This is a genomic window from Bacillus sp. FSL K6-2841, assembly GCF_037976435.1.
Taxonomy (GTDB): Bacteria; Bacillota; Bacilli; order Bacillales; family Bacillaceae; genus Bacillus; species Bacillus pumilus.
Window position 1 is genome coordinate 2,450,003 of record NZ_CP150266.1, and the last position, 23,916, is coordinate 2,473,918.

The window sequence follows — 23,916 nt, forward strand, 5'->3', positions numbered from 1 at the left end:
TCACTCACTAGCAACTGTAGCAAGGCCTTGTGCCATATTTGGTTTAAACAGCTGAAATGACCCTTGCTCCACCTGCACAAGCTCCACCTTTTGCTCTTCATCTTCAACCTGTAAATCAAAGATTTCTTTGAAAAGTAAAAGTTTTTCCTCTGCATTCGGCTCTGCGGCAATTTCTTTTGCCTTTAAGATAGGATCTTTCAGCATTTGATTGATAATGCTTTTCGTATGTTTATTTAATAGCTTCATTTCACGGTGTGTGAGATTCGGAAGCTTTCGCTCAATACTCTGCATCGTATCCGCTTGAATCGTCAGCGCCTTTTCTCTAAGTGCAGAAATGACAGGAACCACACCAAGCGTATTCAGCCATTGCTTAAATTCCACAATTTCTGCTTCAATGAGGAGCTCAACCTGCTCAGCCACCGCACGGCGTTCTTTTAAGTTAGCTGCCACGATGCCCTCAAGGTCATCAATGTCATACAAAAAAGCACCTTCTACTTCAGAAATGGCTGGATCTAAATCACGGGGCACAGCAATATCCACCATAAATAGTGGTCTGCCTTTCCGCTTTTTATTCGCACCTTCGACCATTTCTTTTGTAATGACAAATTGTTTCGCACCAGTGGAGCTAATTAAAATGTCCGCTTCAGATAATGTTTTTTCCAATTGGTTTAAGCTTTTAGGCTCTCCTGAAAAACGGCCTGCCAATTCTTTTGCTTTCTCATATGTTCGATTGATAACCGTTACTTGACCAATCCCTTGACCTTGAAGGTTTTGAGCCGCTAGTTCGCCCATTTTACCCGCACCAAGAATCAGGACATGTTTATCAGAAAGACGTCCAAAGATTTTTTTCGCAAGCTCGACAGCTGCATAGCTGACAGACACGGCATTAGACGCAATGTCTGTTTCCGCATGAGAGCGTTTTGCAACGGTGACCGCCTGTTTGAATAAATAATTGAAAACGGTACCAATGGTCTTCTCCTCTTGAGCTACTTTAAAGCTAGAGCGCACTTGACCAAGTATTTGTGTTTCGCCAATCACCATGGAATCAAGTCCACAGGCCACACGGAATAAATGCTCGACCGCTCCATCATTTTCATAGAACTTCAAATAAGGCGAGACATCTTCCTTTTCTAAACCGAACCAATCAGCTAAAAATCTTTTTATATAAAACCGTCCAGTATGAAGCTGATCTACCACTGCGTAGATCTCTGTTCGATTACATGTTGAGATGACGATATTCTCTAGAATGCTTTTTTCTTCTTTAAGCTTGGACATCGCTGTTCCGAGCTCGCTCGGTTCAAAGCTCAGCTGTTCCCGTATCTCAACAGGGGCTGTTTTATAATCTAAACCCACAACAAGAATATGCATAACTTCAGCTTGCACCCCCAACGCCCTGTCTAATTTATAATAATTACAATATAGAATTTATTATTTATAATGATTATAACATATATTCATTTTTAGCTGGATGAAAATTGTGAACAGATTTCAAAAATGTTGTGATATAGTAGAAAAATGTTCGACACCCATTATGCCATATCATCACTTCAAGCAATTTACCAGATTTGGCGCGTGCGGACAAATGATCTGCTTAAAAGAAGGTGACATCTTTGAAGAAGAAATCCATTTTGCTGCCGCTCACTTTGCTGGCTGTAGCGCTATATGCCATTCTCTCAGGAGGTCAATTTGACATTTGGAAGGATCAAGAGAAATGGTATACACTCGTACTGCTTTTTGGCCTTGCTTTCTTATATCAAGGAAAGAAGGAGCAAGAAAGCGCTCATGTGTTTATCGGTATGCTGATGACGGGCCTCTCGCTACACTTTATTCTCCAGCCAAAATTGGACTACTGGCCAGACACATTTACGATGATCGTATTCATCGTTGGACTTGCTCTTTTTGTGAAATCATCTCAGAAAAAAGAATATCGTATTGAAAGTGTTGTTCTCATTGCACTCGGTTTGTTCCTTTATTTCTTTCAGCAAATTACAAAGCAGCTAAGTTCCTTTTCGATCCCTACTTCCGGTTTTGAATTGTACTGGCCTTATGTACTGATTGCTGTCAGTCTCCTCTTATTATTTTTAAAAAGGAAATAACTTATACAACAAAAAGGCATCTGCTCATGACAGATGCCTTTTTTTAGTTATTAATCTTCGCAAGAATGGCATTCCAGGCTTCGTCTTTTCCCTTTTTTGTTTCAGAAGAGAATAGGACTAGTTCATCAGATGGGGCAATATCAAGCGTCTGTTTGACGACTTTCGCATGTTTTTCCCATTTGCCTTTTGGAATTTTGTCCGCCTTTGTTGCGATGACGATCACAGGAACTCCGTAATATTTCAGGAATTCATACATGTTTACATCATCTACTGATGGCTTATGACGCAGGTCCACAATTTGGACGACTGCTTTTAATTCTTCACGCATTGTAATATACGTTTCGATCATTCTACCCCAGGCTTCACGCTCTGTTTTTGACACTTTAGCAAAGCCGTAGCCTGGAACGTCCACAAAATGGAGCATATCATTGATGATGTAGAAATTAAGCGTTTGAGTCTTACCTGGTTTAGAAGACGTACGCGCTAAATTTTTACGATTAATCAATGAGTTGATGAACGAGGACTTCCCAACATTTGATCGTCCAGCAAGAGCGATTTCAGGCAGTCCCCCGCTTGGGTACTGCTCTGGTTTTACCGCACTAATGACGATATCTGATTTTGTTACTTTCATCTTCCCTCTCCTACCAACGCTTTCTCAAGCACCTCATCTAAATGCGAGACCGGAATAAAGGTTAGTCCTTCTCTCACACTTTCAGGAATATCATCAATATCCTTCTCATTGTCCTTTGGAAGAATAATGGTTTTCAGTCCTGCACGATGTGCGCCTAATGCTTTTTCTTTTAGTCCGCCAATTGGAAGCACTCTTCCTCTTAACGTAATCTCTCCTGTCATACCTACCTCTTTTGACACAGGTCGTCCTGTGAGGGCTGATACAAGAGCCGTCGCAATGGTGATACCAGCTGATGGCCCGTCCTTAGGAACCGCACCCTCTGGAACATGGATATGAATATCATGCTTTTCATTAAAATTAGGATCAATGTTCAGTTCATCTGCCTTCGAACGAATATAACTGAATGCCGCCTGTGCAGATTCTCTCATGACATCACCAAGCTTACCTGTTAACAACAGCTTGCCTTTACCCGGAGAAAGTGATACCTCAATTGACAAGGTATCTCCGCCAACAGTGGTATACGCAAGTCCTGTGACAACTCCCACTTGGTCTGTCGTTTCAGCCTGACCATAACGGTAAAGTCTTTTTCCAAGAAATTCAGATAAGTTCTTTTCCGTCACCGTGATACGTTTGCGGTCTTCAGCCACAATTGCTCTTGCTACTTTACGGCATATCGCCGCAAGCTGACGCTCTAATCCACGAACACCCGCTTCTCTTGTGTAATAGCGAATCGTATCATAAATCGCTGCTTCACGAAGCTGCAAGTTCCCTTTCTTTAATCCGTGCTCCTTTAGCTGCTTCGGCAGAAGATGATCTTTCACAATTTCTGCTTTTTCAACCTCTGTATACCCTGCAATCGTGATAATCTCCATTCTATCACGAAGTGGACCTGGAATGGTTGCTAAATTGTTGGCAGTAGCAATAAATAACACTTGAGACAAATCAAATGTTTCTTCAATATAGTGATCGCTAAAGTTATGATTTTGCTCTGGGTCTAAGACTTCGAGCATCGCAGAAGATGGATCACCTCTAAAATCAGAGGACATCTTATCGATTTCATCTAAAAGGAAGACTGGATTCATCGTTCCTGCCTTGCTCATTCCGCGAATAATACGGCCTGGCATCGCACCTACATACGTTCTTCTATGTCCACGAATCTCAGACTCATCGCGCACACCGCCAAGGGAAACACGAATAAACTTTCGGTCAAGTGATTTGGCAATCGATTTAGCAAGTGACGTTTTCCCTACTCCAGGAGGTCCTGCTAAACAAAGAATCGGTCCTTTTAGTGAATTGGTCAGCTTCTGTACAGCAAGATATTCAAGCACCCGTTCTTTGACCTTTTCCAGCCCGTGATGCTCATCATCTAAAATTTCACTTGCAAGCTTTAAATCGAGACGATCTTCTGTATAGATGCCCCACGGAAGGCCGATCAGCCAATCAATATAATTTCGAATCACAGAGCTCTCAGCAGAGCTTGAAGGAATTTTTTCATAACGATTCAATTCTTTGAGCGCCGTTTCACGAACAGAATCTGGCATGCTCGACTCTTCAATTTTAGACATTAAAGAACTGACTTCCCCAGTTTTCCCTTCTTTGTCTCCAAGCTCTTTTTGAATAGCTTTCATTTGTTCACGTAAATAATATTCTTTTTGCGTCCGTTCCATTGAACGTTTCACGCGCTGCCCGATTTTCTTTTCAATCTCGAGTACTTCTTTTTCATTGTGAATTAAGCTGATGACCCGGTTCAGCCGTTTTTTGACATCCACTGTTTCCAGCACTTCTTGTTTGTCCTTTAATTTGAGCGGCAGGTGGGAAGCAACGATATCTGCCATTCTCCCAGGTTCTTCAATATCTGTCACTGTTGCATATGTTTCAGCTGAGATTTTCTTAGAAATTTTTATGTATTGATCAAAGTGATCTAACAATGTACGCATGAGTGCTTCTGCTTCTGCGTCCTTTAATTCTTCTTCTGCCAATTCTTTAATGTCGACAGACGTATAGTCCTCAAGCTCCACATATGATTCGATCTGCGCTCGATTTAAGCCTTCAACGAGTACACGAATCGTTCCATTTGGCAGCTTCAGCATTTGTTTAATTTTTGTGTAGGTGCCGACTTTGAAAATTTCCTCTTCACCTGGTTCATCTATTGAAATTTCCCGCTGTGTTGCTAGAAAAATCATATGATCGTTCATCATCGCCTGTTCTAATGCTTGAACAGACTTTTCGCGTCCAACGTCCAAATGCAAGACCATTGTTGGATAAACAAGCAAACCTCGCAATGGAAGGAGCGGAACATTCTTTTTGATTTCATCTGCCATGTTGATTGACACCTCCGTCACTAGTATGAATCATTATAATATACCTGTTTCAGTCTTGTACAATGTAAAAGACTTGAGAAATGTTGATCTTACCGTAGTATACCCTTTCTTTTTATCTTGAAAAAGAAAAAAAGATCTATTTCACTAAAAAATCCCCATATATGATGGGGATTAAACAGATTTTCTTTTCATTTCGTCTTCTAGTCCATCTTTCTTCTCGTCTGGCGGGTTGACCAGACACTGATCCAGCACCTCTTGGAAGTGCTTCACAGGCACAATAGTGACCCCTTCAATCTCTTTTAAGATCGACTGCTGGTTGTCATAAGGAATAATGACAGTTGTGGCACCAGCCTGCTTCGCTGCCTTAATCTTCGGTATCACACCACCGATCGGCTTCACCTGACCTTGCAATCCGATTTCACCCGTCATGGCTGTCAAATGATCAATCGGAATTTGATGTATGGCTGAAAAGATTGCGGTCGCCATGGCAATTCCAGCAGACGGTCCATCAATTGGGGCACCGCCTGGAAAATTAATATGGATGTCATATTCATTTGTCCGAATGCCTAAATTTCGAAGCACCGTTAATACATTTTCAACTGACCCTTTGGCCATACTTTTTCGTCTAATGGATTTCGATTGATTGCCAATGCTTTCTTCTTCTGCAATCCCTGTAATATTGATACTGCCTTTTTCAAGCGCCTTACAGATATTCACTTCAATCTCAAGCAGGGCACCGCTGTTTGGTCCATACACAGCCAGTCCATTGACTACTCCGACTTTTGGCTTTTCCGGTACTTTTTGTTCATATCTTGGTGTCAGCTGGCTTGAATGAATGACCCATTCGACATCTTCAATCGTAATGTCATTCCGGTTTTCTGTGACCGCCATACCCGCGGCAATCTGCACCATGTTGACCGCTTCACGTCCATTTTTCACATAGGAGGTTAACAGGTTGAGCCCTTCGTCACTTAATTCTTTTTGAATTTTTTGGACAGCCTTTGCAGCGACGATTTTCAGTTCATGCTGGTCAAGGTCTTTAAAGAAAATCTCCAGACATCTTGACCGGATCGCTGGTGGAATTTCGTCAGGTGTTCTTGTCGTGGCACCAATCAATCGAAAATCGGCCGGAAGTCCATTTTGGAAAATATCATGAATGTGATTCGGGATTTGGGTATTTTCTTCACTGTAGTAGGCACTGTCTAAAAAGACTTTCCGATCTTCCAGCACTTTGAGCATTTTGTTCATTTGGATCGGATGCAGCTCGCCAATTTCATCGATAAATAAAACACCGCCATGAGCATGTGTGACGGCTCCTTGTTTTGGCTGCGGAATGCCTGCCTGCCCCATTGCTCCAGCCCCTTGGTAAATGGGGTCATGCACAGAACCAATAAGCGGATCTGCAATGCCTCGTTCATCGAATCTCGCGGTTGTGGCATCGAGCTCTACAAAGACCGCATCTTTTTTAAACGGAGAATCAGCGTGACGCTTCGCTTCTTCCATCACAAGACGGGCAGCGGCTGTTTTACCGACTCCCGGTGGTCCGTAGACGATGACATGCTGTGGGTTCGGCCCGCATAGTGCCGCTTTTAGTGCACGAATGCCGTCTTCCTGCCCCACAATATCTTGAAACCCCTTTGGCCGGACTCTCTCTGATAAAGGTTCACTCAGCTTGATTGACCGCATCTTTCTGAGTGCTTCCATTTCTTTCTTTGACTCCTTGTCTATCGTCACCTTTTGTGTGCGCTGATTTCGCAGTAAGTTCCAAAAGTACAGCCCGATGACGATACCAAAGAACAGTTGTATGAATAATACGATTCCTGTCCAGCTCAATCGGTGCTCCCTCCTTCATCTATCGTATGTATTGGTTTCTGTCTGCTAGTATTTCCTAGAGCTGGACGGAATAAACACAACTTCCCACGATAAATAAAAAACTCCTGAATCAAAAAGATTCAGGAGTGAGACTACTCTTATGCAGATGTTTTCGTATCTTTATTGACGACTGTGCCGTCCTTTAACACAAGGCGCGGCGACTCACCATCAGCAACCGTTGCACCAGTGATGACACATTTTTCAATATCGTCACGTGATGGAAGGTCAAACATCACATCAAGCATGATGCCTTCAATAATTGAACGTAGACCACGAGCTCCTGTTTTACGCTCAATTGCTTTTTTCGCAATTTCGCTAAGAGCATCTTCTTCAAATTCCAGCTCTACATCATCAAGCTCAAGCATTTTTGTATACTGCTTAACGAGTGCATTTTTAGGCTTCGTCAAGATCTCTACAAGCGCTTCTTCATCTAAAGGCTCTAGGCTTGCAATAACCGGCAAGCGGCCGATGAATTCTGGGATTAAACCGAAGCGAAGCAAGTCTTCTGGGAGTACTTTTGATAAAAGAACTTCTTTTTCAAGATCTTCGATTTTATTTTCTGCGCCGAATCCAATGACTTTTTGTCCTAGGCGGCGTTTGATGATTTGCTCAATACCGTCAAAGGCTCCACCACAAATAAAGAGGATATTTGTCGTATCGATTTGAATGAATTCTTGATGAGGATGCTTACGTCCACCTTGAGGCGGTACACTAGCGACAGTTCCTTCAAGAATTTTCAATAGTGCTTGCTGAACACCTTCCCCAGATACATCACGAGTGATAGAAGGGTTTTCTGATTTTCTTGCTACTTTATCGATTTCATCGATGTAGATAATGCCTTTTTCCGCTTTTTCTACATCATAATCGGCTGCTTGGATCAGCTTTAGTAAAATATTCTCTACGTCTTCACCAACATAACCTGCTTCAGTTAGTGATGTTGCATCTGCAATCGCAAATGGCACATTTAAAATACGAGCAAGCGTTTGAGCAAGTAATGTTTTACCGCTTCCTGTTGGCCCAATCATAGAGATATTACTTTTCGAAAGCTCAACGTCATCAATCTTGCTGTTGGAATTGATCCGTTTGTAGTGATTATAAACCGCCACAGCTAAGGATTTCTTCGCATTTTCTTGACCGATGACATATTCATCAAGAATCTCCCGAATTTCATGAGGCTTCGGAACATCCTTGAATTCAACTTCTTCCTCAGTGCCGAGCTCTTCTTCAACTATTTCCGTGCAAAGCTCGATACATTCATCACATATATATACGCCAGGTCCTGCGACCAGTTTACGCACTTGATCTTGCGTTTTTCCGCAAAACGAGCATTTTAATTGACCTTTTTCCTCGTTGAATTTAAACATTCTTTCACCCCTTATTCTTCTTCACTTGCCTGTAGCTAACAGTCAGCTACCTTTCTGGGTCCAGTATGTATGCATTTTACCATACTTTCCTAAAAGACGGTAATGATGTGTTTCTAACACTGCACATTGAGATATGTATAACAGAAAGATGTGACTTACACTATCGTTTCCAAAAGAAGCGATGATAAGTCAAAAATTGTACAAAACAAGGCACGAGTCACTCGCGCCCTGTTTTATTATTATGCACCATATTAACGGTTTTCTACAAGAAAATCAATTGCTTTACGAACTTTTAGATCTTCTTTCATTGCGTCAGTAGATCCGATCGCTTGTTTGATATTTTCAATTGGCATGTTGTATGCTTCAGCCATTTTTGAAAGCTCTTCTTCTACTTCTTCATCAGACACTTGTAAGTTTTCTGCAGCAGCAATTGCTTCAAGTGTTAGGTTAGATTTCACGCGTTTAGCAGCATCTTCTTTCATTTGCTCTTTCAGCGCATTTTCATCTTGTCCTGAGAATTGGAAGTAAAGCTCAAGGTTCATTCCTTGCATTTGAAGGCGTTGTTCGAATTCTTTCATCATACGGTCTAGCTCTGTGTCAACCATCGCTTGTGGGATGTCAACTTCCGCATTTTCAGAAGCTTTCTCAACTAGCTCTTCACGAAGTTTACCTTCTGCTTCGTTTTCTTTCGCTTCTTCAAGACGTTTCTTTGTTTTTTCAGTTAGTTCAGCAAGAGTTTCTACTTCTTCATCAACATCTTTCGCGAACTCATCGTCAAGTGCTGGAAGTTCTTTTGCTTTGATTTCGTGAATTTTCACTTTGAATACAGCTGGTTTACCTGCAAGGTCTTCAGCGTGGTATTCTTCTGGGAAAGTGACTTCTACGTCTTTTTCAGCGCCTGCTTCAAGACCAACTAACTGCTCTTCGAAACCAGGGATGAATGAACCAGAACCTACTTCAAGAGAGTAGTTCTCAGCTTTTCCGCCTTCGAATGCTTCTCCATCAACGAATCCTTCGAAATCAAGAACAACTGTATCGCCGTTTTCAATTGCGCCTTCTTCTTTGACAACAAGCTCAGCTTGACGGTTTTGCATGCCTTTTAACTCTTCTTGTACATCTTCATCAGTGACAGTAGCGTCGTCTTTTTCTACGTTAAGACCTTTGTAGTCACCAAGTTTCACTTCAGGCTTCACTGTTACTTTTGCAGTGAAGATTAAGCTTTCGCCTTTTTCGATTTTCTCAACATCGATTTCAGGGCGATCAACTGGCTCAATACCAGCTTCGTCGATTGCTTTTGGATACTCAACTGGAAGAAGAATATCTAATGCATCTTGATAAAGAGATTCTACACCAAAACGCTGTTCGAAAAGACCACGTGGTACTTTCCCTTTACGGAATCCAGGGATCGATACTTGCTTAACAACTTTCTTAAACGCATCATCAAGTGCTTTGTTAAATGTTTCAGCATCAACTTCTACAGTTAAGACGCCTTCGTTACCTTCTTGTTTTTCCCATTTTACTGACATGTGTGTTTCCCTCCAAAAATCTATTCAGATTGTGCGTTGTTACATTCTAAAGCATCATAAAGACTTCGTCCAATTAAAAACCACGCACGCCGCTAAAGAAGCGGTATTATGTATACAACATTTGACTTGATTATACATATCGTCTTTCAACCATTGGAATCGACAACTGCACGATATATGCACAAATACAACCATTATATTATAACATAACAAGTCCGTCTTTCAACTAAATCGACAAATTACAAATAAGAAATTTCTTCAATATCTTTCAGCATTGTGCAAGCTTCTCTCAGCTCTCGTTCATCAAATTCATACAATAGATGCAATTCTTCGAGTTCAATCTCGATCCCATGCATTTCATAGCCGACTTTATGAAGTGCTGCTGCCCAGAGATTCGGATCTGTGTATTTAGGAAGAAATGGATATAGGACAAATAAGTGCCGGCGCCATAACTCTTCCACGCCTTGGTAAAGGGTTGGGTTCTCATTGCCGAGTGTGTCATCGAGCTTACGAAGGACTTGCTGAAGCAGCGGCATTTGCTCTGGTTTAACAGCCTCAGAAGGAACAAGCGTTAACGAATCACCGAACTTCGTCACATGAACCGGCTTTGCCACATCATGATCTGACAGAAGCTGCAGGATCAATGATTTGACCAAAGGATTTCCATCAGGCTTTTGTAGGATCGTATTTAATAGACCCATATGCGGCGTAATGTTTCGATCTTTCAGCGAATGGATGAACTGCACCTGCTCCTCTGGCCGCTCGAGCATATCATCTATATTGATTTCGTCGCCGTCCTCTTCATCTTCATCTAAAATCTGTTCAGGCGATTCGATCATTTTTCTACTAAATTCGAGCAGCTTGTAAAAATGCTCTGCGCTTTCTGCTGGAAGATGGTTTTCCTCAAGTACCGCCTCAATTGTCTGCTTCACTTCTTCATATTCTTTCAGCTGAATCAAGATTGTCATATACACTTGAAGCACGGTGAAGTAATGACCATATCCCTCATGCAGCATCTTTTCACACACACGCTTTGCATCCTGCAGCTCGCCCAGCTCCAGAAAACAAATCGCCATACCGAGATGAATATCGGATTCTTCATCGTCATCATAAGATTTTGCTTCTGAAAACAAGTGAAGCGCCTCTTGATACTGTTTATCTTTTAATGCTGCCATTCCTTTTTCAATCAGTCTTTCTTTCAGACCAGGAAACAAAATGACATTATCTTTCTTCTTGTCATGTTTCATGCTTACGTTCCTTTCGGGCGCATATTTTTTATCAGTTTACCAACGAAGGTTAGTAAACACAAGTAACGAGAGGTTTTCATGCAAAAAAGAAGCCGTCACACCTCGGGCGGACGGCTTCTTGTTGTTTACGCACGCAGCCAGCTGCTGCGCTTATCTTCAAATGCTTGAATGTCATCTTCTAGTAGTAAAGTTAATGAGATCTCATCATAGCCATTCAGGAGCATTTCTCTCCAGTGAGGATCCACATCAAAAGGAGTGATATTCCCTTCGTGATCTTCTATTTGCTGTTTTTCAAGATCAACCGTCATCTCATACCCTTTGTTCTCATATGACGCAGCGAATGTTTTCCACACATCATAATCAAGACGAATCGGAAGCATCCCATTTTTAAAGCAGTTTTGGTGAAAAATATCTGCGAATGATGGTGCGATGACAATTTTGAAACCATAATCATCAAGTGCCCAAGGGGCATGTTCCCTTGATGATCCGCAGCCAAAGTTTTCTCCTGCGATCAAAATGGATGCTCCTTCATAAATCGGCTGATTCAGTTCGAAATCAGGATTAGGGCTGCCATCGGCTAAGTACCGCCAGTCGAAAAAGGCAAACCGGCCATATCCTGTTCGTTCAATTCTTTTCAAAAATTGCTTCGGAATAATTTGATCTGTATCTACGTTGATACGGTTAAGCACAGCGGCTTTTCCTTTGTGTGTGACTAAAGGCTCCATCTATGACAACTCCTTACACGACTGTTTTCTCTTGATTAAACTTCCTGACATCGACAAACCGGCCATGTATTGCAGCCATTGCAGCCATTGCCGGGCTGACAAGATGCGTTCTCGCACCTTTTCCTTGACGCCCCTCAAAGTTACGGTTTGATGTAGATGCGCAGCGTTCTCCTTCTGGTACCACATCGTTATTCATGCTGAGACACATACTGCAGCCAGATTCTCTCCATTCAAATCCTGCTTCAAGGAAGATTTCATGAAGACCTTCTTCTTCTGCCTGCAATTTGACGCTTTGAGAGCCAGGCACGACAATCGCTCTGACATGATCAGCTACCTTTTGTCCTTCTATCATAGAAGCTGCTTGGCGTAAATCAGTCATTCTTGAGTTCGTACATGAGCCAATAAACACATGCTCAATCGTAATATCTTCAATACGCTGATGAGGGTGAACACCCATGTATTCGTACGCACGAATCGCTTCTTTTTGATCATCTTCTTGCGCAAAATCTTCAGGTCCTGGGATGGATGCATCTACAGGCAGCACCATTCCTGGGTTAATTCCCCATGTGACCATTGGTGAAATCTCATTCCCATCTAAAACAATCGTTTTATCATAGGTTGCACCCGGATCTGTTTTAAGTTCTTCCCATTCTTTAATCGCTGCTTCGAAGCCTTCTCCCTGCGGTGCATATTTGCGTCCGCGGCAATATTCAAAGGTGACTTCATCAGGTGCAATCAATCCTGCTCTTGCGCCTGCTTCAATCGACATATTACAAACGGTCATACGTTCATCCATCGTCATGTTTCTGAATACTTCCCCAGTGTATTCAATGACATAACCTGATCCAAACTTCACGCCATGCGCACCAATGACTGCTAAAATGACATCTTTGGCCGTTACCCCTTTTTGCAGCTTTCCGTCTACTCTAATTTCTAATGTTTTCGGACGCTGCTGCCAAAGTGTTTGTGTGGAAAGTACATGTTCGACCTCACTTGTACCGATTCCAAAAGCAAGTGCGCCAAATGCGCCATGAGTGGATGTATGACTATCTCCGCAAACGATTGTTTTCCCCGGAAGTGTCAAACCAAGCTCTGGTCCAACGACGTGGACAATTCCTTGGTCTACACTGTGTAGGTCAGCTAGGCGGACACCAAATTCAGCACAGTTACGCTCTAGAGCACTCACTTGTTTTTTAGCAATCTCATCTTTGATCACAAATCGATTCACAGTCGGGATGTTGTGATCCATCGTCGCAAACGTATTTTGAGGTCTTCCCACCTTGCGCCCTTTTTGTCTTAATCCTTCAAACGCTTGAGGCGATGTCACTTCATGCACCAAGTGCAGATCAATATATAAAAGGTCTGGTTTCCCCTCGCCGCTTTTGACAACGTGCTGATCCCATATTTTTTCGATGATTGTTCGAGGCATAACCCTTTTCCTCCCTCTACCTAATTCCACAAGATTCTATTTATACAATTGTTTTCACGCGCTGCTTAAGTGCGTCTACAACTGCGTGAGTGATGTCTTCAGTTGTTTGATACGTTCCCTCTTTTGCCGATAAATCCTTTGTTCTTTTGCCTGAGGCAAGAACAGTTTCTACAGCTTCTTCTATAGCAGCCGCTTCTTCTTCTAACGCAAAGGAAGTTCTAAGCAAGCTTGCTGCCGATAAAATAGTTGCCAGAGGGTTTGCGACGTTTTGCCCCGCAATATCGGGTGCTGATCCATGAATCGGTTCATATAAATGAAGGCCGGTGCTTGATAGACTAGCAGATGGCAGCATACCGAGTGATCCAGTAATCATTGAAGCCTCATCACTTAAAATGTCACCAAACATATTCTCTGTCACAATGACATCAAATTGTGCAGGCTTATAAATCAGCTGCATGGCGGCATTATCAACGAGCATATGCTCAAATTCAACGTCTGGATATTGAGAAGCCACTTCTTCTACCGCATCCCGCCATAGTTTACTAGAAGCCAGAACGTTCGCTTTATCCACAGACGTTACTTTTTTCCGTCTCGTTAACGCCATGTCGAATGCTTCTTTTACTACACGGACAATCTCTTCCTTTGTATAAAGAAGCGTATCAACCGCAGCTTCTTTTCCTTCTTCATCTGTATAGCGCTCACTTGGTTCACCAAAATAGAGACCGCCTGTTAATTCACGAACGATGACAAAATCGACTCCGTTAATGTGATCCTGTTTTAACGGTGACGCCTCGCTTAAGCTATCGAACACTTTGACAGGACGAATGTTAGCAAATAAGTCCAATTGTTTACGAATGGCGAGTAAGCCTTTTTCCGGACGAAGCTCTGGTGGGTTTTGATCCCATTTGGGTCCGCCGACTGCTCCTAATAAAATCGCATCAGCGCTCTTGCATACATCAACCGTTTCTTTTGGGAGCGGATTGTTTTTTTCATCTATTGCGATACCGCCAATGAGCGCCGTTTCGAATTCGAATTCGTGCCTAAATTGAGCCGCTGTCTCTTTGAGGACAGCGACAGCTGATGTCACAACTTCCGGTCCGATTCCATCGCCGGGCAAAAGTGCAATTTTCTTTTTCATGAGGACCTACCTCCTTTCCTATGAGATCGCGTGATGTTTCTCAATTTCAATGAGATTTGATTTAAAGATTAAATGCCTGTTTACTGCATTGACGTAGGCTTTCGCCGATGCTTCCAGCACATCTTGCGCTACACCGCGTCCTGCTGTTTCTTTTCCTTCTATTGAAACAGTGACATATACTTCGGCTAGTGCATCTCTGCCTTTTCCATTTGATTGAATACGGTAGTCTAGCAAATGAATTCTTTCCTCCATACAGCGCTCCAGCGTGTTGTACACAGCTTCTACACTGCCTGCGCCTGTAGCTGCTTCTTGAATGACTTCTTGCGTTTCTTGATTTTTCAGAGAGACCGTGGCTGTCGGCATCTGTTCTGTTCCATAATGCACTTGAAGACTTTCAAATTCGTAGCCAATTTTTCGGTCTGCTACTTTTTCTTCTAATATAATAGAGATCAAATCATCATCTGTAATTTCTTTTTTCTTCTCCGTCAAGTTCTTGAAAGTCTCAAAGAACTTATTGATTTCTTCTTCTGTTAGTTTAAATCCTAGAGTTTTCATGCGGTCTTTAAACGCATGTCTTCCGGAGTGTTTCCCGAGGACAAGTACATCTGTTGTCACGCCGACAAGCTCTGGAGAAATAATTTCATAGGTTGTTTTTTCTTTGAGGAAACCATCTTGGTGAATACCTGATTCATGTGCAAATGCGTTGTTTCCAACGACTGCTTTATTACGCGGCACAATCATGCCTGAGTATTTGCTCACTACATCACTTGTACGCTTAATTTCATTCAATTGAATCGTTGATTCGACCTGATAGAAGTCTTTTCGAATGTGAAGAGCGACTGCAATTTCTTCTAAAGCAGCATTTCCAGCGCGTTCGCCAATTCCGTTGACAGCCGTTTCAATTTGATCTGCTCCATTTTCAATGGCTGCAAGTGAGTTTGCTACAGCCATCCCTAGATCATCATGACAGTGAGCGGACAAGTTGACACGGTCGATATTTGGAACGTGTTCCTTCATATATTTAAAGATATTACCGTATTCTTTTGGCGCTAGGTACCCAACTGTATCTGGCAAGTTAATGACACTTGCTCCAGCGTCAATGACCTTTTCTACAATTTCTGCCAAGAAAGCAAGATCTGTACGGCACGCATCTTCTGCTGACCATTGAACAACTGGAAAACGTTCTTTCGCATATTTCACCATGGAGACAGCTTGTTCTACGACTTCTTCACGTGTTTTCTTTAGTTTATGCTTCAGGTGAATGTCAGAAGTGGCAATAAAGACATGAAGCCTTGGCTCCACTCCATCTTTTAATGCTTCCCATGCAGCATCAATGTCACCTTTCACACATCGTGCAAGACCAGCAACAGAACAGTTTTTAATCGTTCTTGCTATTTCTTGTACGCCTAAGAAATCCCCTCGGGATGAAGCGGGAAAACCCGCTTCAATGATATTAACCCCAAGGCGCTCAAGCTGCTTTGCAATGATTAGCTTTTCTTGTGCATTTAAGTTCACTCCGGGTGATTGCTCTCCATCTCGAAGTGTTGTGTCAAAAAAATTAATTTTTCGCACCGACGCTCACCGCTTCCTTTTTCTTTCCTTGTTTGACGAAAGGCATCATTTCACGAAGCTTTCTTCCAACAACTTCAATTTGATGCTCATTTTCATTAGCATTGATCGCATTGAAACGTGGACGATTCACTTGGTTTTCAACAATCCATTCTTTTGCAAATGTTCCGTTTTGGATATCAGTCAAGACTGCTTTCATCGATTCTTTTACGTTTGCATCCACAACGCGTGGTCCTGATACGAAGTCTCCCCATTGTGCTGTATCAGAGATTGAATATCTCATGCCTTCTAATCCTTCTTCGTACATAAGGTCAACGATCAATTTTAATTCATGCAGACACTCGAAGTATGCTAGCTCTGGCTGATAACCAGCTTCTGTTAATGTTTCAAATCCTGCTTTTACTAGTGAAGTAAGACCTCCGCAAAGGACTGCCTGCTCACCGAATAGATCCGTTTCCGTTTCTTCTTTAAATGTTGTTTCAAGAACGCCCGCTCTTGCTCCGCCGATTGCTTTTGCATAAGCAAGCGCTTTGTCTTTCGCTTGACCAGATACATCTTGATAGATAGCAAATAGTGCAGGTACACCAGCGCCTTGCTCATATGTTCTTCTCACAAGATGTCCTGGACCTTTTGGCGCTACAAGATACACATCTACGTCACTTGGAGGAACAATTTGATGGAAGTGAACGTTGAATCCGTGTGCGAAAACAAGTGAGTTGCCAGCTTCTAATTGATCTTTGATTTCTTCGTCATATACTTTCTTTTGCTGCTCATCTGGTAGTAATACCATCACGACATCTGCTTGTGCTGCCGCTTCTTTTACTGGGAATACTTGATGGCCGTCTTCTTGTGCTTTTGTATAGGATCCGCCTTTTCTCACGCCGACGATGACATCTACGCCGCTTTCTTTTAAGTTCAATGCATGTGCATGACCTTGTGATCCATATCCAATGACGGCAACCTTTTGACCGTTTAATACGTTTTCTTGAATATCACCGTTATAATATACTTTTACCATTTGACTCTCTCCTTTTGTTTAGACAATTGAAATTGTTTTATTTTGTTGCGGCTTTTGCTGATTATCTCTCGCAAAGGCCGTGGTGCCAGTTCTGGCGACTTCTTTAATGCCGTATGGCTTAAGTAATTCAATGAGTGCTTCAATTTTTGAAGACTCACCTGTCACCTGAATGACGACACTCTCTCTGCTCACATCTACAATAGAAGCTCTAAACGGTTCAATGACCCCTGTGATCTCCATTCTAGATGCTGGTGCAGAAACGACTTTTATCAAAGCCAGCTCTCGCTGGACGATTGATTGGTTTGTAATGTCTGTTACTTTGAGAACATCAATTTGTTTGTTCAGCTGTTTTGTCAGCTGTTCGATGTCTTTCTCTTGGTCTACATGGACGACGAACGTGATGCGTGATACATCTTGAATCTCAGAATGGCCGACCGTAATGCTTTCAATGTTGTAGTGTCGTTTAGTAAAAAGGCCAGTGATTCGGTTCAGTACGCCTGATCGATTTAATACAGTCAACACAATAATTCTTTTCAAGGTTTCACCCCCACCATCTCATGAAGTCCTTTCCCCGGTGCTACCATCGGGAATACTTTTTCATCTCTCGCTACATTGACATCGATGAAAACAGGCTCTCTAGAGGTTAGCGCTTCTTCAAGCTTTTCTTTCGCCTCTTCGTCTGATGAGATTCTGATTCCTTTAATGCCATAAGCTTCAGATAATTTAACGAAGTCCGGCTGCTCTGAAAATTTAGAATATGAGTAGCGTTCTTCGTAGAAAATTTCTTGCCATTGTCTTACCATTCCAAGGCTGTGATTATTTAGAACAATCACTTTCACTGGAAGGTTCAGCTCACGGATAACGGCAAGTTCTTGCAGGGTCATTTGGAAACCTCCGTCTCCTAAAATCGCCACAACCGTTGCCTCTTGATCAGCTAACTGAGCGCCAATGGCTGCCGGTAAACCGAAGCCCATCGTCCCAAGGCCGCCAGATGTGACCCATTTATCTGCATTTTCAAATGGATAGAACTGTGCTGCCCACATTTGATGCTGTCCAACATCTGTTGCCACAATGGCTTCACCTTTTGTGAATTGATGAATGTATTCAATCAGCTTTTGAGGTTTAAAGCCCTCTGCTTCGTTTTCAACGTACCAGAGTGGATATTCTTCCTTCCACTGATCTAGTTGGTTTTTCCACTCGTCTGACTCTCCTTGCTTCCCGTCTTGCTTAATCAGCTCTTCAAGGACTAACTTACTGTCTCCAACAACCGGGATATGCGTATGAATGTTCTTACCAATTTCAGCTGGGTCGATATCAATATGTGCTACTTTTGCATGTTTTGCAAAGTGATTGAGATTGCCAGTTACCCTGTCATCGAATCTCGCACCGATTGAAATGAGCAAGTCACATTGATGTAGAGCCATGTTCGCCGCATATGTGCCATGCATACCAGCCATTCCTAGGAACAGAGGATGCTTTGCTGGGAAGCCGCCAAGTCCTAGCAGTGTATGAGCGACTGGGATTTGCTGCTGCTCTACATACTGCCTTAATTCTTCAGATGCTTTGCCATGAAGAACGCCAGCTCCTGCTAGAATGACCGGTTTCTTCGCTCTGCTGACAGCTTCTACTAATTTGCGAATTTGCAAATAGTTCGGCTCCACTTTTGGCTGATAACCAGGTAAATCAATTGGCTGATCGTATTCAAACGTTCCTTCAATACCTGCCACATCTTTTGGAATATCAATCAAGACTGGACCAGGTCTTCCTGTCGTTGCAATGTGGAACGCTTCTTTAATGACGCCCGGTAATTCCTCTGGATTTCTCACCTGATAGCTGTGCTTTGTGATAGGCATTGTGATGCCGAGCACGTCTGCTTCCTGGAAAGCGTCTGATCCAATGACTGAGGTTGCCACCTGTCCTGTGAAGACAACAAGAGGAAGTGAATCAATCATTGCATCTGCAATTCCTGTGACTAGGTTTGTCGCTCCTGGTCCTGATGTTGCAATGACAACACCAGGTTTACCAGATACTCTAGCGTATCCTTCCGCTGCATGAATCGCTCCCTGTTCATGTCTTGGCAGGACATGGAATAACCCAGAATCATAAATTTTATCGTAGATCGGTAAAACCGCTCCGCCTGGATATCCGAAAATGACTTCTACTTTTTCTCTTTTAAGTGCTTCAATTAGCATGAGTGCACCGTTCATCGTTTGTGGTGCTTTAGATGTTTCCGTCTCCACTTGTACATTTGTCCCCATTTGATTTCCTCCTCTTTGTCTTGCTTCAGTCAAGTCTTTTCACCCTTTTCTATTCAAGATTGAGATTTTAGACCATATAAAAAAGCCTTCTCACCCCACAATGACACTACTTTTCACTAGGTCAAAGGGGCGAAAAAGCTTTGTTTTTCGCGGTACCACCCTTGTTCACGGCAAATTCAGCTGCCGTCTCATGGACATCTTTCATCCATTTTGGTAACGAGTGAGCAATGTCACTCGGTCTGCCCTACTATCATTTCAAGCAGACACTCAGAGGTGAGTTCACTTTAGAAAGTAACACCGGTTTCCAGCTACCACCGGCTCTCTGTAGATACTGACTCTAAAGCTACTAGTCCTCTTCAACGTTTATCGATATCTATTTAGCTTGCGTGAATGTTTTCATCTGTAAAAACGACTTTTTCTCCTTCTTCAACCACTCGCTTGCGGAATTGTTCAAGAAGTTTGTTAGTGTGAATCCCAGGTTTCCCTTCACCTATTGTACGGCCGTCAACTTTTACAACGGCGATCACTTCAGCTGCAGTTCCTGTTAGAAAGACTTCTTCTGCTGTATACACATCGTGCCTTGTGAATGGTTCTTCTTTCACTTCGTAGCCTAAGTCCTCTGCAATCTCCATGATGGCATTTCTTGTGATGCCTTCAAGAGCGCCGATATAACCTGGCGGTGTATAGAGCTTACCTTTTTTATAAATAAACACATTGTCTGCAGAACCTTCTGCCACGTACCCTTGATCGTTCAGCATCAGCGCTTCACTCACACCGGCCATATGGGCTTCGATTCGGACAAGGATGTTATTCAAATAATTTAATGATTTCACTTTTGGACTTAGTACATCGGGACGATTTCGTCTCGTCGGCACCGTCACAATATCAATACCTGTTTCATATAGGTGCTTTGGAAAGATGGCCAGCGGCTCTACAATGATCACTGTGTTGGCTCTCCCGCAGTTGTTTGGATCTAAACCAAGATCACCAGCTCCTCTTGAGACAACAAGGCGGATATAGGCATCCTTCAGTCCGTTCCTTTCAACTGTATGAATCATTTTTTCCGTGAGTTCCTCAAGTGAATATGGAATGTTCAGCATAATCGATCTGGCGGAATCATACAGGCGGTCTAAATGTTCTTTCATTCGAAAGATATTTCCGTTATACACGCGTATCCCTTCGAACACTCCGTCACCGTATAAGAAGCCATGATCATAAACTGAAATTTTCGCATCCTCTTTTTTCACGAGTTCATCGTTTAAAAAGATCCACTGTTCCTTTTGGTCTTCCATTTTCAGTGAGCACCCTCTCTTTCAAACAAAAAGTAGTTGAATTTTCAGACACTTTATAATGAAGTGTCTCACGCTTGCTCTTTCGTGTTTGTTTAGCTTTTGTTGAACCCATCTTACGCCGCTTTCCATACAGTGTCAACAGCATTTTTAAAATTATTAGACAATTTAGACTAATCAAAATTAAATGTATACGCTTACACCTTTGCTAGACAAGGAATGAAAAAACTTAAAATTTTTTGTATTTTTTCTTCAATTTATTTACTTTACCTGAACTCTTTTCATTTGAGAAACCGTTTGTCATATTTTTTCACATTGTTTTGAATGAATACTGGTAGATTCCAACGCTTTTGATTTTCTTTCGGTATGCCTTTCTAAAGCGTTTTCCTATGAATTTATGATAGAATGAGAGCATCTTATAGAAGGAGGGCAATACATGGCTAACATCAGAGGTTATATCGGAACGTATACAAAGGGAGACAGTAAAGGCATTTATACTTTTACATTAAATACGGACAAGCAGCAGATTGAGCAAGTAGAAGTAGCTGCTGAACTTGAAAATCCTACATATTTAACCGTCTCAGATTCTCAAAAATTTGTGTATGCTGTGGTAAAAGAAGGATCACAGGGCGGCGTGGCTGCTTATCAAATCGATGCAGAAACCGGCACACTTCGTTTCATCAACCAAGAACTTGCCGAAGGCGCTTCTCCTTGTCACGTGAGCGTGGACAGTCAAACAAAAACAGCTTTTACAGCAAACTATCATAAAGGAACAGCAGAGATGTATGAAATCGATGCTGAAAATGGCTCAGTGATCCGCACGCTGTCCCAGGCGCAGCATGAAGGTACTGGCCCTAACGAAGATCGTCAGGAAAAACCGCACACTCACTTTATGGGTCTGACACCAGATGAACAATTTGCAGTCGCTGTTGACCTTGGGACAGATGGCATTTATACGTATAAGAAAGAAAACGGCAAACTCGAGCTTGCTCATACATTTGAAACAAAACCAGGCACCGGTCCTCGTCATATCACATTCCATCCAACGAAACCTGTGGCATATGTGATGACAGAGCTAAGCTCAGAGGTGATTGTGCTTCGTTACTTTGAAGATGGTCATTTCGAAGAGATCCAAACGATCGCAACCATTCCAAGCGACTTTACAGAGAACAATCAAGGCAGTGCCATTCACGTCTCTTCAGACGGCCAATTTGTTTATGCAGGAAATCGCGGCCACGACAGCATTGCGATTTTTAAAGCAGACACTGGCGGCCAATTAAGTCTTGTCGAGATTGCTTCATCTGAAGGAAACTGGCCTAGAGACTTTGTTCTTGATCCAACTGAAGAATTCCTCGTTGGTTCAAACCAAGAATCTAGCAACCTAGTGTTATACAAACGCGACAAAGAAACAGGACGACTCACTGTCTTACAATCAGACATCTCAGTCCCTCATCCAGTTTGCGTGAAATTTTTAGGATAATGAAAAAAAGCCTCCAACTGTGGAGGCTTTTCTTTATGCAGACGGCATCCCGCCATCTTCAAGTTTTTGATCAATCAGAGACGTATCGGTTTTTTCACCGAACCATTTTGACAGCCTGTCCTTCGCTTTTCCTTTCACATCATCATCAATGTAGACCGCTACTTGAATCAGAGCAAATGTGATCGCGCCTAAATCATCTGTATAGCCGACACCAATCAATGTATCGGGAATAAGGTCAATTGGAAGGATAAAGTATCCGAGCGCCCCAATAATAAGGGTTTTTGCTTTGACAGGTACTTCAGGTTTTTGCAATGTATAGTAAAGTAATAGCACAGCATAGACAAGAGAGACACCAGCTTTTTGTGCCGTCTTTTTTAACTTTTCCCAAAAGGCATGATCATTAAAATGCTTTTTCGAACGCTTCAATAGTTCTTTTTTCTCAGAACGATTCATCATATCGCCTCCATCTACAGCATAGCCCTTTTCCCTTCGTTATACAAGATATCTGCCATTTCGACAAAACAAAAAGCAGCAGAAAGCTGCTGCATTCTACTGCTCTTTGTAAAACTTTTCGATTGCCTTATCGATGTACACCCATCCTTTATAAGACACATGAATCGTATCTTTAAAGAAATAAGGATCGTACTCATGCTTAGTCAAATCTGCAACTTCATACCCATTATCGCGAATTTGACGATTGATTTTCTCATAATACTCTGTGCGCCCCTCTTTTGGGAAACCAGTATAATCATACCATTTCCCGTTAACAGGAATCGTCACAAACAAAGGCTTCGCCCCTGCCTGTTTTAAAATATCCAGCATGATTTGAAAATCTTTGTACTCTGGTGATTCCGCATAAGAGTGATCTTCACGGGAATCCTTCATCTTTTTCATGATCGGTTTCAGCTTGCGGTCAAACAGTTTTTGATTAATATAAAACGGGTTGTCCCCTGCTCTTTTCGCACCAAAAACGCTCGCTTCTTTTTCAAGCTCAGTCCATGTTTTTCCTTTGACTGAAGGAGATGGTTGAAGCTTACGTTCATGTCCCGATCCAATGGTATAGTACATGTCTTTCTTTTGAAGCATGCCATAATACATTTTGGCAATAGGAGAAATCGCGCCATAAGCGAATTTGTTCTCAGAAAGCTCTGCTTTAAAAAGCTCTGTGATGACCATGTCGTTCTTTACTGCTTTAAACGTCATGATTCTCTTGATCAGTTCTTTTTTCACAGCTGGATCAATTTCTTTATTATAAGCGAGATTAAGCGCTTGAAGCGCTGAATAGTTCGGTGCAAAGTGATTCTCGTCTGATCCCCACTTTACAAACCACTGCGGAGACACGATAAATACAAGCTTCTTCCCTTTTAGTTCATCCATATGCGCTGCAAAGTTCATCGCATGAATTAATGATTGCGATCCACCTTTTCCAATAAGATAAGGTGTAAACCCTTGAGGATTCTCATGAAAGAAATTTGAAGGGTGATATGGATCAAAACGTGATAGTTCAGAAGATCCATAGATCGGCAAATAAGTTGGATCTTTTAGCATTTCATCTTGTAAATAAAGCCCTTGGAACATCCCCGGATCTAATTCTGTGGCTGACTTTTGTAATTTGTCTTTTGGGATCAGATGTGAGAGCCATGCATTTGGTACAAGAAGAACACCAATGAATAGAACAGCCGCTAAAATAAGCGGCCCAAAAAAACGCTTTTTCATTACTTCATCTCTGCCAGCTGCTCAGCAATGTGATTCGGTGTATCCCACACATCACGATCAAACTCTGTAATCGGAACAGTAATTCCAAGTTGACTTTCGATAGCCATAAGTAATTCAACTGTACCAAATGAATCTAGAAGACCTTCGTCAAAAATTGCAATCTCTGGATTTTCTTTTACAACGTCGTCCTGACAAACCTCTGCAATAATACCGTATACTTGATTTTTAAATTCCATA

General features: G+C 42.2%; 20 protein-coding genes and 1 other annotated feature. Of the genes, 2 read left to right on the plus strand and 18 right to left on the minus strand.

Annotated elements, in window-relative coordinates; translation table 11 throughout:
- Positions 1-1,368, minus strand: a complete 1,368-nt coding sequence (hemA, locus tag MHH68_RS12500; RefSeq protein WP_339165797.1) for a glutamyl-tRNA reductase — start codon at positions 1,366-1,368, stop codon at positions 1-3.
- Between the two features lie 242 nt (positions 1,369-1,610).
- Here hemA and MHH68_RS12505 point away from each other — a divergent pair, with 242 nt between their 5' ends.
- Positions 1,611-2,096: a hypothetical protein gene (locus tag MHH68_RS12505; protein WP_058014524.1), complete on the plus strand. Its 486-nt coding sequence runs from the start codon at positions 1,611-1,613 to the stop codon at positions 2,094-2,096.
- A gap of 43 nt (positions 2,097-2,139) precedes the next feature.
- On the opposite strand, the gene yihA is transcribed toward MHH68_RS12505, so the two are convergent.
- From yihA to ilvE, 14 genes are all read right to left on the minus strand, one after another.
- On the minus strand, positions 2,140-2,727 hold the full coding sequence (gene yihA, locus MHH68_RS12510) for a ribosome biogenesis GTP-binding protein YihA/YsxC (RefSeq protein WP_003216344.1): 588 nt from the start codon (positions 2,725-2,727) through the stop codon (positions 2,140-2,142).
- On the minus strand, positions 2,724-5,048 hold the full coding sequence (gene lon, locus MHH68_RS12515; RefSeq protein WP_058014523.1) for an endopeptidase La: 2,325 nt from the start codon (positions 5,046-5,048) through the stop codon (positions 2,724-2,726). The genes yihA and lon overlap by 4 nt, the downstream gene beginning before the upstream one ends.
- Before the next feature lie 171 nt (positions 5,049-5,219).
- Positions 5,220-6,881 carry an ATP-dependent protease LonB gene (lonB, locus tag MHH68_RS12520; RefSeq protein ID WP_339163349.1) on the minus strand — a complete coding sequence of 554 codons (1,662 nt, stop codon included), beginning with the start codon at positions 6,879-6,881 and terminating at the stop codon, positions 5,220-5,222.
- A 137-nt stretch (positions 6,882-7,018) separates the two neighbouring features.
- On the minus strand, positions 7,019-8,284 hold the full coding sequence (gene clpX / locus MHH68_RS12525) for an ATP-dependent protease ATP-binding subunit ClpX (RefSeq protein WP_058014522.1): 1,266 nt from the start codon (positions 8,282-8,284) through the stop codon (positions 7,019-7,021).
- A 251-nt stretch (positions 8,285-8,535) separates the two neighbouring features.
- A complete protein-coding gene (gene tig, locus MHH68_RS12530; RefSeq protein WP_034661695.1) occupies positions 8,536-9,810 on the minus strand; it encodes a trigger factor in 1,275 nt (424 codons plus the stop codon).
- Between the two features lie 239 nt (positions 9,811-10,049).
- Positions 10,050-11,057 carry a DNA damage checkpoint antagonist DdcA gene (gene ddcA / locus MHH68_RS12535; RefSeq protein WP_339163352.1) on the minus strand — a complete coding sequence of 336 codons (1,008 nt, stop codon included), beginning with the start codon at positions 11,055-11,057 and terminating at the stop codon, positions 10,050-10,052.
- A gap of 125 nt (positions 11,058-11,182) precedes the next feature.
- The gene (gene leuD, locus MHH68_RS12540; RefSeq protein ID WP_060596899.1) at positions 11,183-11,782 is read right to left on the minus strand and encodes a 3-isopropylmalate dehydratase small subunit; all 600 of its coding nucleotides are present in this window, start codon (positions 11,780-11,782) and stop codon (positions 11,183-11,185) included.
- Between the two features lie 13 nt (positions 11,783-11,795).
- Entirely contained in the window at positions 11,796-13,211 is a 1,416-nt protein-coding gene (gene leuC / locus MHH68_RS12545) for a 3-isopropylmalate dehydratase large subunit (protein WP_339163353.1), read from the minus strand.
- Between the two features lie 40 nt (positions 13,212-13,251).
- Positions 13,252-14,349: a 3-isopropylmalate dehydrogenase gene (gene leuB, locus MHH68_RS12550; RefSeq protein ID WP_339163355.1), complete on the minus strand. Its 1,098-nt coding sequence runs from the start codon at positions 14,347-14,349 to the stop codon at positions 13,252-13,254.
- A gap of 18 nt (positions 14,350-14,367) precedes the next feature.
- Complete coding sequence (locus MHH68_RS12555) at positions 14,368-15,921, minus strand: 2-isopropylmalate synthase (RefSeq protein ID WP_058014518.1); 1,554 nt, start codon at positions 15,919-15,921, stop codon at positions 14,368-14,370.
- Positions 15,908-16,936 carry a ketol-acid reductoisomerase gene (ilvC, locus tag MHH68_RS12560; RefSeq protein WP_339163358.1) on the minus strand — a complete coding sequence of 343 codons (1,029 nt, stop codon included), beginning with the start codon at positions 16,934-16,936 and terminating at the stop codon, positions 15,908-15,910. Before ilvC ends, MHH68_RS12555 begins: the two co-directional genes overlap by 14 nt.
- Before the next feature lie 18 nt (positions 16,937-16,954).
- On the minus strand, positions 16,955-17,473 hold the full coding sequence (ilvN, locus tag MHH68_RS12565; protein ID WP_003216637.1) for an acetolactate synthase small subunit: 519 nt from the start codon (positions 17,471-17,473) through the stop codon (positions 16,955-16,957).
- Positions 17,470-19,194 carry an acetolactate synthase large subunit gene (gene ilvB / locus MHH68_RS12570; protein WP_044139976.1) on the minus strand — a complete coding sequence of 575 codons (1,725 nt, stop codon included), beginning with the start codon at positions 19,192-19,194 and terminating at the stop codon, positions 17,470-17,472. Before ilvB ends, ilvN begins: the two co-directional genes overlap by 4 nt.
- 122 nt (positions 19,195-19,316) lie before the next feature.
- Positions 19,317-19,563, minus strand: a binding site (T-box leader).
- Positions 19,564-19,571: 8 nt separating this feature from the next.
- Positions 19,572-20,486 (minus strand): branched-chain-amino-acid transaminase, encoded by a 915-nt coding sequence (gene ilvE / locus MHH68_RS12575; RefSeq protein WP_058014516.1) that lies wholly within the window; start codon positions 20,484-20,486, stop codon positions 19,572-19,574.
- Positions 20,487-20,919: 433 nt separating this feature from the next.
- Between ilvE and MHH68_RS12580 the strand changes: the two genes are divergently transcribed.
- Positions 20,920-21,963 (plus strand): lactonase family protein, encoded by a 1,044-nt coding sequence (locus tag MHH68_RS12580; RefSeq protein WP_339163361.1) that lies wholly within the window; start codon positions 20,920-20,922, stop codon positions 21,961-21,963.
- 33 nt (positions 21,964-21,996) lie between these two features.
- On the opposite strand, the gene MHH68_RS12585 is transcribed toward MHH68_RS12580, so the two are convergent.
- The 3 genes from MHH68_RS12585 to dltC form a co-directional block, all read right to left on the minus strand.
- Complete coding sequence (locus tag MHH68_RS12585; RefSeq protein ID WP_058014514.1) at positions 21,997-22,416, minus strand: YkvA family protein; 420 nt, start codon at positions 22,414-22,416, stop codon at positions 21,997-21,999.
- Between the two features lie 96 nt (positions 22,417-22,512).
- The gene (dltD, locus tag MHH68_RS12590) at positions 22,513-23,679 is read right to left on the minus strand and encodes a D-alanyl-lipoteichoic acid biosynthesis protein DltD (protein ID WP_058014513.1); all 1,167 of its coding nucleotides are present in this window, start codon (positions 23,677-23,679) and stop codon (positions 22,513-22,515) included.
- Complete coding sequence (gene dltC / locus MHH68_RS12595; RefSeq protein ID WP_003216498.1) at positions 23,679-23,915, minus strand: D-alanine--poly(phosphoribitol) ligase subunit 2; 237 nt, start codon at positions 23,913-23,915, stop codon at positions 23,679-23,681. Before dltC ends, dltD begins: the two co-directional genes overlap by 1 nt.
- Position 23,916: the final 1 nt, after the last annotated feature.

What these genes read in the sequence shown, in the direction of transcription:
- hemA (WP_339165797.1), bottom strand. Translation starts at nt 1,368, where the DNA reads ATGCATATTCTTGTTGTGGGTTTAGATTATAAAACAGCCCCTGTTGAG.
- yihA (WP_003216344.1), bottom strand. Translation starts at nt 2,727, where the DNA reads ATGAAAGTAACAAAATCAGATATCGTCATTAGTGCGGTAAAACCAGAG.
- lon (WP_058014523.1), bottom strand. Translation starts at nt 5,048, where the DNA reads ATGGCAGATGAAATCAAAAAGAATGTTCCGCTCCTTCCATTGCGAGGT.
- clpX (WP_058014522.1), bottom strand. Translation starts at nt 8,284, where the DNA reads ATGTTTAAATTCAACGAGGAAAAAGGTCAATTAAAATGCTCGTTTTGC.
- tig (WP_034661695.1), bottom strand. Translation starts at nt 9,810, where the DNA reads ATGTCAGTAAAATGGGAAAAACAAGAAGGTAACGAAGGCGTCTTAACT.
- ddcA (WP_339163352.1), bottom strand. Translation starts at nt 11,057, where the DNA reads ATGAAACATGACAAGAAGAAAGATAATGTCATTTTGTTTCCTGGTCTG.
- leuD (WP_060596899.1), bottom strand. Translation starts at nt 11,782, where the DNA reads ATGGAGCCTTTAGTCACACACAAAGGAAAAGCCGCTGTGCTTAACCGT.
- leuC (WP_339163353.1), bottom strand. Translation starts at nt 13,211, where the DNA reads ATGCCTCGAACAATCATCGAAAAAATATGGGATCAGCACGTTGTCAAA.
- leuB (WP_339163355.1), bottom strand. Translation starts at nt 14,349, where the DNA reads ATGAAAAAGAAAATTGCACTTTTGCCCGGCGATGGAATCGGACCGGAA.
- ilvC (WP_339163358.1), bottom strand. Translation starts at nt 16,936, where the DNA reads ATGGTAAAAGTATATTATAACGGTGATATTCAAGAAAACGTATTAAAC.
- ilvB (WP_044139976.1), bottom strand. Translation starts at nt 19,194, where the DNA reads ATGGGGACAAATGTACAAGTGGAGACGGAAACATCTAAAGCACCACAA.
- ilvE (WP_058014516.1), bottom strand. Translation starts at nt 20,486, where the DNA reads ATGGAAGACCAAAAGGAACAGTGGATCTTTTTAAACGATGAACTCGTG.
- MHH68_RS12580 (WP_339163361.1), top strand. Translation starts at nt 20,920, where the DNA reads ATGGCTAACATCAGAGGTTATATCGGAACGTATACAAAGGGAGACAGT.
- MHH68_RS12585 (WP_058014514.1), bottom strand. Translation starts at nt 22,416, where the DNA reads ATGAATCGTTCTGAGAAAAAAGAACTATTGAAGCGTTCGAAAAAGCAT.
- dltD (WP_058014513.1), bottom strand. Translation starts at nt 23,679, where the DNA reads ATGAAAAAGCGTTTTTTTGGGCCGCTTATTTTAGCGGCTGTTCTATTC.
- dltC (WP_003216498.1), bottom strand. Translation starts at nt 23,915, where the DNA reads ATGGAATTTAAAAATCAAGTATACGGTATTATTGCAGAGGTTTGTCAG.